Genomic DNA, 13,635 nt, shown 5'->3' on the forward strand with positions numbered 1-13,635 from the left:
CGGACTGCGCCCATTCGGGGCAGGGCGGCGGCGGGGCGGCGAGAGCGTCATTTGGCGGTTGCATTCGCAGTTCAAGGGCTTAGCCCATGCTGCGTTGCAACGGAGGAGAATGAGTGGTGAGCGAGGCTTTCAAGGCCGCATGGGCCCAGTTGGCGAAGCATTCCGATCCCACCCTGGCCGACCTGTTCGCCGCCGATCCGCAGCGGGTGGACAAGTTCACTGGCCGGCTGGAGCTGGGCGAGGGCGGCATTCTCTTCGATTGGTCCAAGACCCATCTCACCGATGCGCTGATTGCCGATTTCACGGCGCTGGCCGAAGCGGCGGGCTTTGACGAAATGCGCCGGCGCATGTTCGCGGGCGAGGTGGTCAACCCCACCGAGAACCGCGCTGCGGAACATTCCGCGCTGCGCGGCGTCGGCCGCGAAGCGAGCGTGGAGGAAGCGGCCGCCCTGCGGGAGCGGATGAAGCTGCTGGTGCAGGCGATCCACGACGGCGCGCTGGGTGAGGTGAAGCACCTGATCCATGTCGGCATCGGGGGATCGGCGCTCGGTCCCGCGCTGGCGGTGGATGCGCTGGGGCGCGATCTCGCGCTGGTGGACGTGCATGTCGTCTCCAATATCGATGGCGTCGCGCTGGAAGAGGCCTTTGCCGCCTGCGATCCGCAGACGACGCTGCTTGCGGTGGCCAGCAAGACCTTCACCACGATCGAGACGATGACGAATGCGCAAAGCGCGCTGGATTGGCTCGCCGCCAATGGCGTGGCCGATCCCGCGGGCCGGGTGATCGCGCTCACCGCCGCGCCCGAGAAGGCGGTGGAATGGGGCGTGGACGAAACGCGCATCCTGCCCTTCGCCGAAAGCGTGGGCGGGCGCTATTCCATCTGGTCCTCCATCGGCTTCCCGGTGGCGGTGGCGATCGGGTGGGAGGATTTCCAGGCCTTCCTCGATGGCGCCGCGGCGGTGGACCGGCATTTCCGCGACACGGCGGGGGCAGCGAACCTGCCGCTGCGCGCCGCCTTCAGCGATCTCTATTATGCGCGGATCAAGGGCGCGGAAACGCGCGCTGTCTTCGCCTATGACGAACGGCTCGGCCTGCTGCCCGACTATCTCCAGCAGCTGGAAATGGAGAGCAACGGCAAGAGCGTGACGGCCGAAGGCGACCCGGTGGATGGCCCCACCGCGCCGATCACCTGGGGCGGTGTCGGCACCGACGCGCAGCACGCGGTGTTCCAGCTGCTCCACCAGGGCACGCATCTGGTGCCGATCGACTTCATCGCCAGCATTGCGCCGGGGGATGCTCTCGATCCCGCGCATCATCGTATCCTGCTGATGAACTGCTTCGCGCAGGGCGCCGCGCTGATGGCGGGCAAGCAGAGCGAGGATCCCGCGCGCAGCTATCCCGGCAATCGCCCCTCCGCCACGATCCTGTGCGACGATCTCGATCCTGCCACCGTGGGTGCGCTGATCGCCTTTCACGAACACCGCACCTTCGCCAACGCCGTGCTGATGGGAATCAATCCCTTCGACCAGTTCGGCGTGGAACTGGGCAAGGAGATCGCCAAGAAGATCGAGAAGGGCGGGGAGCAATTCGATCCCAGCACCGAGGCGCTGCTTGCAAAGGCCGGGCTCGCCGGCTGATCCGGCTTTCCAAAGGGGGCGGCGCGGCATCTGCGGCGCCGCCGCCGCTGCGGGCAGATTGACTTTTCCGCAATTGGCGCCTATGTGCCCGGCCAGCGAAGCGCGCAGGCAGCGTGAACCGGCGGATATCCGCCTCGGCCGCGCTTCGGTTATCCAAAGCTTCCCAATTCACGCGGGCGGTTTTCAACCCCGCGAACGCGCGCCCGGATTCCGGCTGCGCGCAATCGCACACGATGCGAGTTCAACAGTTACATGACATTCGAACAACTCGGCCTGTCGCAGTCCGTACTCCAGGCACTTTCCCTCAAGGGCTATGAAACGCCGTCGCCGATCCAGCAGCAGGCGATCCCCTATGTGCTCGAAGGGCGCGACCTGCTGGGCATCGCGCAGACCGGCACGGGCAAGACGGCGGCCTTCATGCTGCCCTCGATCGACCGGCTGGTCGCCGCGGACAAGCGCCCGCAGCGGCGTTGCTGCCGCATGCTGGTGCTGGCGCCCACGCGCGAGCTGGCTGGCCAGATCGCCCAGAGCGCGCAGGATTATGCCCGCTTCGCTCATCTGAAGATCGCCACCGTGTTCGGCGGCACTTCGGTCAACCGCAACCGGCAGGATCTGGCGCGCGGCGTCGATATCCTCATCGCCACGCCGGGCCGGCTGGTGGACCTGACCGATCAGGGCGCGCTCGATCTCGGCCAGGTGGAAGTGCTGGTGCTGGACGAGGCGGACCAGATGCTGGACCTCGGCTTCATCCATGCACTGCGCCAGATCGTGCGGATGATCCCGAAGCAGCGGCAGACGCTGTTCTTCTCCGCCACCATGCCCAAGGCGATCAAGGATCTGGCGAGCCAGTATCTCACCGATCCGGCGCAGGTTTCGGTCGCGCCCGCGGCCACCACGGCGGAGCGGGTCGAGCAATATGTGTGCTTCGTCAACCAGGCGGAAAAGCAGGCGCTGCTGGGCATCGTGCTGCGCGACGGCTTCAAGGCCGGCGAGATGGACCGCGTGCTGGTGTTCACCCGCACCAAGCATGGCGCCGACCGCGTGGTGCGCAAGCTGGCGCAGGGCGGCATGCGCGCCAATGCGATCCACGGCAACAAGAGCCAGCCGCAGCGCGAACGCGCGCTGGGCGAGTTCCGCGAGGGGCAGGTGCGCGTGCTGGTGGCGACTGACATCGCCGCGCGCGGCATCGACATCACCGGGGTGAGCCATGTGATCAATTTCGAGCTGCCCAATGTGCCCGAGCAATATGTCCACCGCATCGGCCGCACCGCGCGCGCCGGGCGCGAGGGGGTGGCGATTTCCTTCTGCGCGACGGACGAGCGGGATTATCTGCGCGACATCCAGAAGCTCACCCGCGTGACGCTGGACAAGGTCGAGCTGCCGGAGAACTTCCGCGCCGAAGTGGAAATGGTCGCCGCGCGCACCCCGCAGGCCGAGCGTGCCCGCGAGGAAGAGCGCGATGCGCGCCCGCCGCGCCAGGGCGGCGGCAATCGCCGTCCGCGCCGCACCGCCGAAGCCAAGCCGCGTGGCGGCAGCGGCAGTGGCGCCTCGGGCCGTCCGGCAGGCAATTCCGGCAATGCGAGCCGCCCCGGCGGCAACCGCCGGCGGCGCCGTTCGGGCGGGGGTTCCGCCCCCCGCGCGTAATCGCTCCATAGCCGCCGATCGCACGGGCATGGCGCCGCTCCGGCGCCAGCCATGTGCGGGGGCGGTTGGCAAGCGCGCCCCCGGCCGCCATATGCGCGCTCTCTGATCCTGCAGGAGCGCGCATATGGCCGATTACGACTATGACCTCTTTACCATCGGTGCGGGTTCCGGCGGCGTGCGCGCCAGCCGAGTGGCCGCCGCCCATGGCGCGAAGGTGGCCGTGGCGGAGGAATACCGCGTCGGCGGCACCTGCGTGATCCGTGGCTGCGTGCCCAAGAAGATGCTCGTCTACGGCGCCCATTTCGCCGAGGATGTGCAGGATGCGCGCAATTTCGGCTGGACGATGGAAACCTGCCGCTTCGACTGGAAGGTGCTGCGCGACAATGTGCTGAAGGATGTGGATCGGCTCAACGGCCTCTACACCCAGACGCTGGAAAACCATGGGGTGGAGATCATCCCCCAGCGCGCCACCGTGTCCGGCCCCAATGAAGTGACGCTGGGCGATGGGCGCAAGGTCACCGCGCGGCATATCCTGATCGCCGTGGGCGCCCGCCCGCTGATCCCCGAATGCAAGGGGCACGAGCTGGGCATCACCTCCAACGAGGTGTTCCATCTCGACGAACTGCCGCGCCGCATCCTGATTGCCGGCGGCGGCTATATCGCCAATGAATTCGCCGGCATCTTCAACGAATTCGGCACGCATGTGACGATCATCAACCGGTCGGACACGCTGCTGCGCGGCTATGACCAGAGCCTGCGCGACCGTTTGCTGCAGATCTCCGTGATGAAGGGCATCGATTTCCGCTTCAACGCCAGCTTCCGCGGCATCGAGAAGACCGAGGATGGCTGCCTGCGCGTGTCCATGACCAATCATGACGATCTGGAAGTGGATTGCGTGCTGTTCGCCACCGGCCGCATTCCCAACACCGAAGGGCTGGGGCTGGAAGCGGCCGGGGTCACGCTGGGCGAGCGCGGCGCCATCGCGGTGGATGACTATGGCACCACCAATGTGCCCAGCATCCATGCCGTGGGCGACGTGACCGACCGAGTGCAGCTGACGCCGGTGGCGATCCGCGAAGGGCAGGCCTTCGCCGATACGCTGTTCGGCGACAAGCCGACGAAGGTCAGCCATGATTGCATCCCCAGCGCCGTGTTCAGCCATCCACCGATCGCCGCCGTGGGCCTGACCGAGAGCGAGGCGCGCAACAAGTTCGGCACGATCAAGATCTATCAGTCGGACTTCCGCCCGATGAAGAACGTGCTGGCCGGCCGGAACGAACGCAGCCTTTACAAGATGGTGTGCAACGCCGCCGATGGCCGCATCCTCGGCATTCACATGATCGGGCCCGATTCGCCGGAGATCATGCAGGCGGCGGCCGTGGCGGTGAAGGTCGGCCTCACCAAGGACGATTTCGACGCCACCGTGGCGATTCACCCGACCATGGCGGAAGAGCTGGTGCTGCTGAAATAGCCGCCAGCCGCTTCGGCGGCGAAGCGGCTTGCGGGCGCTCCCCCCGGCGGTTACCCCGGAAACAATCTCCGGGGAGAGCCTATGTCCGCCAATATCGAGGAACTGGAACGCCGCCGCGCCGCCGCCCGCCTGGGCGGGGGTGAGAAGCGGATCGCCGCACAGCATGCCAAGGGCAAGCTGACCGCGCGTGAGAGGCTCGACGTGCTGCTCGACGAAGGCTCCTTCGAAGAGCTGGACATGTATGTGGAGCACAATTGCACCGATTTCGGCATGCCCGATCAGCGCGTGCCGGGGGACGGCGTCGTCACCGGCAGCGGCACGATCAACGGCCGGCTGGTGTTCGTGTTCAGCCAGGATTTCACCGTATTCGGCGGCAGCCTGTCCGAACGCCACGCGCAGAAGATCTGCAAGGTGATGGACATGGCGATGAAGGTGGGCGCACCGATCATCGGTCTCAACGACAGCGGCGGCGCGCGCATCCAGGAAGGCGTCGCCAGCCTGGGCGGCTATGCCGAGGTGTTCCAGCGCAATGTGCTGGCCAGCGGCGTGATCCCGCAGCTCAGCCTCATCATGGGGCCATGCGCGGGCGGGGCGGTCTATTCCCCCGCGATGACGGACTTCATCTTCATGGTGAAGGACAGCAGCTATATGTTCGTCACCGGCCCGGACGTGGTGAAGACGGTCACCAACGAACAGGTGACGCAGGAAGAGCTGGGCGGGGCGGTGACGCACACCACGCGCACCGGCGTGGCTGATCTGGCGCTGGACAATGATCTGGAAACGCTGACGGCGGCCCGCGATTTCATCAGCCTGTTGCCGGCCAACAACCGCGACGGCGTGCCCCTGCTGCCCTCTGCCGATCCGTGGGACCGGCTGGAGCCGAGCCTGGACACGCTGGTGCCCGCCAGCGCCAACCAGCCCTATGACATGCACGAACTGGTGCGGAAGGTGCTGGACGAAGGCGAGTTCTTCGAAATCCAGCCGGCCCATGGCGGCAATATCCTGTGCGGCTTCGGCCGGGTGGAAGGGCGCACCGTCGGCGTGGTCGCCAATCAGCCGATGGTGCTGGCAGGCGTGCTGGACATCAACGCCAGCCGCAAGGCCGCGCGCTTCGTGCGCTTCTGCGACGCCTTCAACATCCCGATCATCACCTTCGTGGACGTGCCCGGCTTCCTCCCCGGCACGGCGCAGGAACACAATGGCATCATCAAGCACGGTGCCAAGCTGCTGTTCGCCTATGCCGAAGCGACCGTGCCCAAGATCACCGTGATCACGCGCAAGGCCTATGGCGGAGCCTATGACGTCATGGCGTCCAAGCATTTGCGGGGTGACTTGAACTACGCCTGGCCCACCGCGGAGATCGCCGTGATGGGCGCAAAGGGCGCGGTGGAGATCATTTTCCGCGGCCTCAACAGTGAAGAGATCGCGGAAAAGACGAAGGAATATGAAGACCGCTTCGCCAACCCCTTCGTGGCGGCCAGCATGGGCTTCATCGACGAGGTGATCTACCCGCACTCCACCCGCCGCCGCATCGCCCTCGGCCTGCGCAAGCTGCGCGGCAAGGTGCTGGAGAACCCCTGGAAGAAGCACGACAATCTGCCGCTCTAGGCTGGCGACCATGAGCCGGGCGCGGAATGGATGCTGAAACAAGTTCAGCATGACGATGGTGGCCCAAGGCTGATCCGACGGCAAAGCACACCCTCCCTCTCTTCGTCACCCTGAACTTGTTTCAGGGTCCATCCAGCCCCACCCGCGGAGCCCTGCGGCAAGGGCACAGCGCGGCACCAACACTGCCCTGAGCCGTTCCTCCTGGCAGTAGGAAAGCCAAATGACGCGCAGCATCTTCACCATCGGCTATGCCCACGCCACGCAGCCCGCGCTGGTATCCGCGCTGACGGATGCGGGCGTCGAGCTGCTGGCCGATGTCCGCTACCTCCCGCTCTCGCGCAGGCCCGGTTTCTCCAAGAATTCCCTCAGGGCAGCGGTGGAGGAAGCGGGCGTGGCCTACCGCCATTTCCGCGACCTCGGCACCCCGGCCGAAGGTCGGGCGGCGGCGCGGCGCGGCGATCATGCGGAATTGGCGCGGATCTATTCGGGCCAGCTCGAACTGCCGCAGGCGCTGGCGCAGATGGCCGAATTGCGCGCGCTGGCAGAACAGCAGCGCGTCTGCCTGCTATGCTATTGCGAGGAGCGGGAGACCTGCCACCGCGGCTTGCTGGTGGAGGCACTGCTGGCAGACTTCTCCGTGGTGGACCTGAAGCCCGCGCTGCCCTGAGGAGAGCCTAGGCCCCGAAGCCGGACCCGAGCGGCTTCCCCGCGCGTATGGTCCGTATGTTCTTCGATACTTGGCATGAATTGCTGCGGGTGATCGTGATCACCATCCTCGCTTATGGCACGCTGGTGCTGATCCTGAGGCTGTCGGGCAAGCGCTCGCTGGCGAAGCTCAACATCTTCGATTTCGTCGTCACCGTGGCCTTCGGTTCTACGCTGGCCACCGTCCTGCTGAGCACCGATGTTTCCTTCGCGGAAGGGGCGCTCGCCTTTGCCATGCTGGCGCTGCTGCAATGGCTCGTCGCCTTTCTCTCGCTGCGCCTTTCGTGGTTCAAGGGCCTGATCCGCGCCGATCCGCGGCTGGTGCTGCGCGATGGCGAGTTTCTCGAAGATGCCATGCGGGACGAGCGGATCACGCGCAGCGACATCGAAGGGGCGATTCGCAAGTCCGGCCATGGCACGGTGGAGGATGTCGCCGCCGTGGTGCTCGAAACCGATGGCGATCTCAGCGTGGTCGCCAGCGGCAGGGCGGCGGAGTGCACCGCCCTGCGCTCGGTGGCGGGCTGGCGCGGCTAGGCCGCAGCCTCGCGATCGGTGGTGACGCCCATCAGGCGATCGGCCAGCAGGAACTTGAACCCCGCGAAGGCCACCAGCCCCACGCCCGCGCTGGCGACATGCAGCAGCCAGAAGCTCACGATATCCATGCTGGAATACCAGCCGCCCACCGTGCCCACGGTGAGATTGGCGAGGAAGAAGGCGAGATAATAGATCCCGATGATCGTGCCGTTGAGCGCCCTCGGCGCCAGCCGCGTGAACAGGGCCAGGCTGACCGGCAGGATATGCGCGAAGGCGATCGAATTGATGAGGTGGAACATCACCGGCCAGAACAGGCCGATCTTGCCGCCGCCCTGCGTCAGCGCCGCCATCACCAGGCACATGCCCGCCGCCATGGAGAAGGCGCTGCCGATGATCATCTTGCCCAGCTCGTCCGGCTCGCGCCCGGTGCGATCACCGAACCATTTCCAGAATGCGGCGACCGCTACCAGCATGGAGAAGGACGCGGTGGCGTCGATGGTGATCATCCAGCTCGTCGGCAGGGTGCGGCCGAAGAAGGTCAGCTGGAAATGCGCATCCGCCCACACGAGATAGGCGTTGAAGATCTCCTGATTGGTCAGCAGCGAGACGGCCAGCACCGGCACCAGCACCACCACGGCGGCGATGCGGCTCCAGTCCTGTCGCTTCAGCCGGGGGCGGGGGCCGGCGGCCTTGCCGCGGCCGGCCTCGTCCTGCGGCAGCCAGGGGCGGGCCATCAGGTAGAGCGCGAGGCCCAGCACCATCACCACGCCGGCGGCGCCGAAGCCCCAGTGCCAGCCCACATCCTCGCCCAGCGTGCCGGAAATCAGCGGCGCGGCGATCACGCTGACATTGATGGCGATGTAGAAGATCTGGAACGCCATGGCGCGGCGGGTGTCGCCGTCGCGATAGAGCTCGCCCACCTGGCTGGCGATATTGCCCTTGAACAGGCCGACGCCGACCACCAGCGCCAAAAGGGCGAACAGGAAGCTGCCTTCGAAGGCCATCAGGAAATGGCCCAGCGCCATGATGGCGCCCCCGGCGATCAGCGCGGCGCGGCGGCCCAGCCAGCGATCCGCCGCAATGCCGCCGAGGATGGGGGTGAGATAGACCAGCGCGGTGTAGTCGCCAAAAATGGCCGAGGCGAGCGGCTGCCCCTCCAGCCCGCCATAGCGCCATTGCTGCAGCCAGCCGAGCCCCGCCACCGCGTCGAACCGCTGGGGCAGCAGGTAATTGACCATGTAGAGCACCAGCAGGGTCTGCATGGAATAATAGGAAAAGCGTTCGCAGCCTTCGACGAAGGACAGATAACCGAGGCCCTTGGGGTGGCCGAGAAAGGCCCGGTCGTCCCGCGTCTCGAAATCGAGTTCGGGGGTGGCTTCAGCCGTGGTCATATCCGCGTCCCGCTGGTTTCAATTGCAACCTCCTAGCCGGCACGAGCGGCAAGCTCAACGCGCCTGCAATTGCTCGTCGAGGAAGGCCGCCACATCCTCCAGCGACACCGCGCGATCAAGGAAGGCCTCGCCAATGTCGCGCAGCAGGACGAAGGGCAGGGTGCCCGCGTCCATCTTCTTGTCATGCAGCATGTGGCCGGCCAGAGTCGCCCCGTCGCAATTGAGGCCCAGCCCTGCGATTTCGACCGGCAGGCATGAAGAACCAATTGCACTGGCGATGCGGGCGGCTTGTAAATCGTCGATATAGCCCCGCCGCGCGGAGTAGCGCGCGGCCAGCACCATGCCCAGCGCCACCGCCTCGCCATGCAGCAGCCGGTCGGAAAAGCCGGTCTGCGCTTCCAGTGCGTGGCCGAAAGTGTGGCCAAGGTTAAGCAGCGCCCGCGCCCCGGTCGTCTCCCGCTCATCCTCTGCCACGATCCGCGCCTTGGCCTTCACGCTCTCGGTCACGGCATATTCCTGCGCCGCCTTGTCCCCCGCGATCACCTGCGGCCCTTCCGCCTCGCACCATTCGAAAAAGGCGCGATCGCCGAGGATTCCGTATTTGATGACCTCGGCATAACCCGCCGCCATCTCGCGCCGGGGAAGGGTGTCGAGCGCGGCGAGATCGGCGAGGACGAGCGCCGGCTGATGGAAGGCGCCGACGAGGTTCTTCCCCGCCCCGGTGTTGATCGCCGTCTTGCCCCCAACGCTGCTGTCCACCTGCGCCAGCAGAGTGGTGGGCAGCTGGATGAAACCGCAGCCGCGCTTGAGGATCGCCGCCGCGAAGCCGGTGAGATCGCCGATCACTCCGCCGCCCAGCGCCAGGATGTGATCGCCGCGCTCCACCTCCTCCGCCAGCAGCCAGTCCATCACCAGCTCGAGCACCTGCCAGCTCTTGGCCCCTTCTCCGGGGGCCAGCACCAGGAAGCGGGGTTCGTGCCCGGCAGCCTCGAGCGAGGCGGCCAGCGTGTCTTTCCAGTGACTTGCCACATTGGCATCGGTGATCACCGGCACGCGGCGCTTGCGCAGCAGCTTGCCGCATTGCGCCGCCGCATCAGCCAGCAGGCCGGTGCCGACGCGCACTTCGTAGGAGCGGCCGGCGAGTTCAACGGGAATCAGTGCCATTCGATCAGTGCCTTCAGAATGCGGTTCACCGTCTCCCCATGGGGGCCGGCATCGCTCATCACCTTGATGGGCGCGGCGGAATAGGCAGGCTCCCGCTCCGCCTTCAGCCGCGCCATGATCTCGCGCGGGTCGCCGCCGCGCAGCAGCGGCCGGCTGTCCTTGCGGCCGACCCGCTCCACCAGCGTATCCACGTCGCTGTCCAGCCAGATGGCGAGCCCGCGCTGCAGGATGAGCTCGCGCGTGTCGGCCTGCACGAAGGCGCCGCCGCCCGTGGCGATCACGCTCGGCCCGCCGTCCATCAGCCGCGCGATCACGCGCCGCTCGCCGTCGCGGAAATATGCCTCGCCGAACTGCTCGAAGATTTCCGCGATCGCCATCTGCGCGGCCTTTTCGATTTCGTCATCCGCGTCGGTGAAGGAGAGGCCGAGCAATTGCGCCAGCTTGCGCCCGATGGTGGACTTTCCCACGCCCATCATGCCGACCAGCACGATCGGCCGGTCGATACGGGCGGCAAGGGCGCGGATCTCGCCATCGGTGGGCATGCGGGTTTCGATCATCATTGCCGCAGTGCCTATAGATAGGCTAACCGCCCGTGCAAGTTTGCGGGAAAGGGCTTGCGGCTGGTGGCGATGCGCCGGGAAAGAATATTGATGGGTCTTTGCGTCGTGCTGCTGCTGTTCCTGCTGTTCGCCTGGTACGACGGCGGACGGGAACCGCAGCGGATGATCGAGCAACCGGTGGAACTGCCGGAGGGCGCGCAGTGAGGCGCGCCGTGCTGCTGGGCGGGATCGCGCTGGGGCTGAGCTCCACCCTTGCGCTGGCTGCTCCCGAATCGCTGCTGCCGCCGGGGTTCGGCAATCCGGCCCCCGCACCTGCGCCCACTCCGCGCCCCAGCCGCAGTGCCGCCACGCCTGCCCCGGGGGCGAGCCCGACACCCGGACCGGCCCCACTGCCGACCGCCGGCCCCGTGATCCAGCCTTTGCCTGGCGTCATTCCGGGCGAGGAAACACCGGTCGCCCTGCCGGAAAATTTCCCCTCGCTGGCCGAGCTCGAGAGGATGGAGCCGGACGAGATCGACGAGGTGCTTGGCCTCAAGCCGAAGTACGACGTCCCTCCGGGCGCGCGCCGGGCCTTGCGCCGGGTCGGCGTCATCGCCTCTTCCGAAGGCGGCTTTCCTTCCGGATCGCTGGCCGGGCAGCCAGCGGCACTGGTTCGTGCCGCGCTGGCGGGCACCCGCGCGCCGCTGGTTTCCCGCTGGGGTCATATCCTGCTGCGCCGGGCGCTCGCCAGCCGCCTGAATGCTCCCTCCGGCATGGACCCGGTGGAATTCGCCGCGTTGCGCGCCGCGCTGCTCAACCGGATGGGAGAGCCCGTGGTGGCGCGCGCGCTGGTGCAGGATGTGGATTCCGACAACTACAATCCCGCGCTCGCCTCGGCGGCTTTTGCTGCCTACCTTGCCACCGGTGACGTGCTCGGCATGTGCCCGGTCGCCCGGCTGCAGAGCGGGCTGCTGGAAGATCCGCAGTGGGAGCTCACCCGCTCGATCTGCACTGCCTATGGCGGTGACGCACGGAGCGCGGACCGGGAGCTGAACCGGGCGCTCGGCCGGGGCACCGCGCCGCGTATCGACGTGCTGCTGGCCCAGCGCTTTGCCGGCGCTGCGGCGGAAGGGCGGCGCGCGGTGAATATCGAATGGGACGATGTGGAGGAACTGACGCCGTTCCGCTTCGGCCTCGCCCGCGCGCTGGGCGTGGAAGTGCCCGACAGCCTGCTGGACGATGCCGGCCCGCTCTACACCATTTCCGATGCGCTGATTCCTGCCGTGCCGCTGCCCGCCCGCGCGGAGGCAGCCGGGCTGGCCGCCGGGCGGGGGGTGCTGTCCGCGGCGGCCATGGTCGATCTCTACAGCCAGCTGTGGAGCGTGGCGGAGGCGGATGGAGAGGACAATGCGCGCGCCACCGCGCTGCGCGACGCCTATGTTGCCGCCGATCCGGCAGACCGTGTCGCTGCCATGCGGCGGCTGTGGGATGAAGGCGGCTATGGCAGCGAAGTGCTGACGGCCTATGCCGCCGCCCGCCTACCGGTCAGTGATGCGCTGGCCGCCGACGCGCCGCGTCTGATCGGCTCGATGCTGACGGCCGGGCTGGATCGCAACGCCATGTTGTGGAGCGAAGTGGTGGATGAAGGCAGCCCCGCCTGGGGCCTGCTGGCGCTGGCGCAGCCGCAGCGCTCCACCGGCGTGAGCCGCAGCGCCTTCGACAGCTTCGCCGAGGCGGATGAAAGCGCCGGCCAGCGCAAGTCCCGCTTCCTGCTGGCGGGGCTGGCGGGGCTGGGGCGGCTCGATCCGGGCGATGTTTCGAGCCTCTCCGATCGCTTCAAGGTGGATCTCGATCGTCCGGGCGCATGGGCGCGCAAGATTGATCGCGCGGCCGAGCTGGACAATCCGGCGCTGGTGGCCCTGCTGGCCGCGGTTGGCATGCAGGGCAGCAGCTGGGACAAGATGACCGCGCGCAACCTGTTCCATATCGTGCGCGCGCTGGAGCAGGTGGGGCTGGACGCCGAAGCCCGCATGATCGCGGCCGAGGCGGTCGCGCGGGCCTAGCCCGCATGGCGATCGAAAGCTTCCTCGCCATGCTCGCGGCGGAGCGGGGCGCGGCAGCCAATACGCTGGCGGCTTATCGGCGCGATCTCGAAGGCGCGGAGGAGGTGCTGGGCGATCTGCTGCATGCCGATCGTGCAGCGCTGGCGCGGCTGGGGCAGGCCTGGGCCGATCTCGCGCCGTCCACGGTCGCCCGCAAGGCCTCCGCCCTGCGCCAGTTCTACGGCTTTCTGGTGGACGAGAAGCTGCGGGAGGATGATCCCTCCGCCGCCCTGCCACGCCCGGTCGCGCGCCGGCCGCTGCCGAAGATCCTCTCGCACGAACAGGTCGAGTTGCTGTTCCGGCAGGCCGAGGAGGAGGCAGAGAGCGCCCGCCCGCCCGCCTTGCGCCTGCTGGCATTGCTGGAGATGCTCTATGGCTCCGGCCTGCGGGCGACCGAGCTCGTGGCCTTGCCGCTTTCCTCCGTGCCGCGCGACGCGCCCTTCATCACGGTGTCGGGGAAGGGTGGGCAGCAGCGGCTGGTGCCCGTCTCCACCCGCGCGCGGCAGGCGCTGTCCCGCTGGCTGGCGGTACGGCCGGCCGATGGCCCCTATCTCTTTCCATCTCGCGGGAAGCACCTCACGCGGGTGCGGCTGTTCCAGCTGCTCAAGGAACTCGCGCTGCGCGCCGGGCTCGATCCGGCGAAGCTCAGCCCGCATGTCCTGCGCCACGCCTTCGCGACGCATCTGCTGGAAGGCGGCGCGGACCTGCGCGTGCTGCAGACGCTGCTCGGCCACGCGGATATCGCCACGACGCAGATCTACACCCATGTGGATTCGGCGCGTCTGGTCGCGCTGGTGAACGAACGGCATCCTCTTGCGGGCGGCGCACGGGGCGGTTAGC

General features: G+C 67.5%; 11 protein-coding genes. 8 read left to right on the forward strand and 3 right to left on the reverse strand.

The features are described 5' to 3' along the window. Nucleotides 1-116 precede the first annotated feature (116 nt). The 6 genes from pgi (at nucleotide 117) to AEB_RS09955 (ending at nucleotide 7,599) form a co-directional block, all read left to right on the forward strand. Nucleotides 117-1,637, forward strand: coding sequence for a glucose-6-phosphate isomerase (gene pgi / locus AEB_RS09930; RefSeq protein ID WP_119083050.1), 1,521 nt, complete (start codon nucleotides 117-119; stop codon nucleotides 1,635-1,637). A 252-nt stretch (nucleotides 1,638-1,889) separates the two neighbouring features. Continuing rightward, entirely contained in the window at nucleotides 1,890-3,281 is a 1,392-nt protein-coding gene (locus AEB_RS09935) for a DEAD/DEAH box helicase (protein WP_119083051.1), read from the forward strand. 124 nt (nucleotides 3,282-3,405) lie between these two features. Next, nucleotides 3,406-4,752 carry a glutathione-disulfide reductase gene (gene gor, locus AEB_RS09940; protein ID WP_119083052.1) on the forward strand — a complete coding sequence of 449 codons (1,347 nt, stop codon included), beginning with the start codon at nucleotides 3,406-3,408 and terminating at the stop codon, nucleotides 4,750-4,752. Between the two features lie 81 nt (nucleotides 4,753-4,833). Further along, the gene (locus AEB_RS09945) at nucleotides 4,834-6,360 is read left to right on the forward strand and encodes an acyl-CoA carboxylase subunit beta (protein WP_119083053.1); all 1,527 of its coding nucleotides are present in this window, start codon (nucleotides 4,834-4,836) and stop codon (nucleotides 6,358-6,360) included. Between the two features lie 220 nt (nucleotides 6,361-6,580). After that, entirely contained in the window at nucleotides 6,581-7,027 is a 447-nt protein-coding gene (locus AEB_RS09950) for a DUF488 domain-containing protein (RefSeq protein WP_119083054.1), read from the forward strand. Between the two features lie 56 nt (nucleotides 7,028-7,083). Further along, a complete protein-coding gene (locus tag AEB_RS09955; protein WP_119083055.1) occupies nucleotides 7,084-7,599 on the forward strand; it encodes a DUF421 domain-containing protein in 516 nt (171 codons plus the stop codon). On the opposite strand, the gene AEB_RS09960 is transcribed toward AEB_RS09955, so the two are convergent. Genes AEB_RS09960 through AEB_RS09970 form a run of 3 tightly spaced genes read right to left on the reverse strand, consistent with a single transcriptional unit; the run spans nucleotide 7,596 to nucleotide 10,714 of the window. Continuing rightward, a complete protein-coding gene (locus AEB_RS09960) occupies nucleotides 7,596-8,990 on the reverse strand; it encodes a peptide MFS transporter (RefSeq protein ID WP_119083056.1) in 1,395 nt (464 codons plus the stop codon). The genes AEB_RS09955 and AEB_RS09960 overlap by 4 nt on opposite strands. 54 nt (nucleotides 8,991-9,044) lie before the next feature. Beyond that, nucleotides 9,045-10,154: a 3-dehydroquinate synthase gene (gene aroB / locus AEB_RS09965; protein WP_119083057.1), complete on the reverse strand. Its 1,110-nt coding sequence runs from the start codon at nucleotides 10,152-10,154 to the stop codon at nucleotides 9,045-9,047. Beyond that, complete coding sequence (locus AEB_RS09970) at nucleotides 10,145-10,714, reverse strand: shikimate kinase (protein ID WP_172593053.1); 570 nt, start codon at nucleotides 10,712-10,714, stop codon at nucleotides 10,145-10,147. Before AEB_RS09970 ends, aroB begins: the two co-directional genes overlap by 10 nt. A 200-nt stretch (nucleotides 10,715-10,914) precedes the next feature. Between AEB_RS09970 and AEB_RS09975 the strand changes: the two genes are divergently transcribed. Further along, nucleotides 10,915-12,756 carry a hypothetical protein gene (locus tag AEB_RS09975; RefSeq protein ID WP_119083058.1) on the forward strand — a complete coding sequence of 614 codons (1,842 nt, stop codon included), beginning with the start codon at nucleotides 10,915-10,917 and terminating at the stop codon, nucleotides 12,754-12,756. A 5-nt stretch (nucleotides 12,757-12,761) separates the two neighbouring features. Next, entirely contained in the window at nucleotides 12,762-13,634 is an 873-nt protein-coding gene (locus AEB_RS09980) for a tyrosine recombinase (RefSeq protein ID WP_119083059.1), read from the forward strand. Nucleotide 13,635 lies beyond the last annotated feature (1 nt).

Origin of the sequence: Altererythrobacter sp. B11, assembly GCF_003569745.1 — a bacterium.
In the GTDB taxonomy this organism is placed as follows: Bacteria; Pseudomonadota; Alphaproteobacteria; order Sphingomonadales; family Sphingomonadaceae; genus Croceibacterium_C.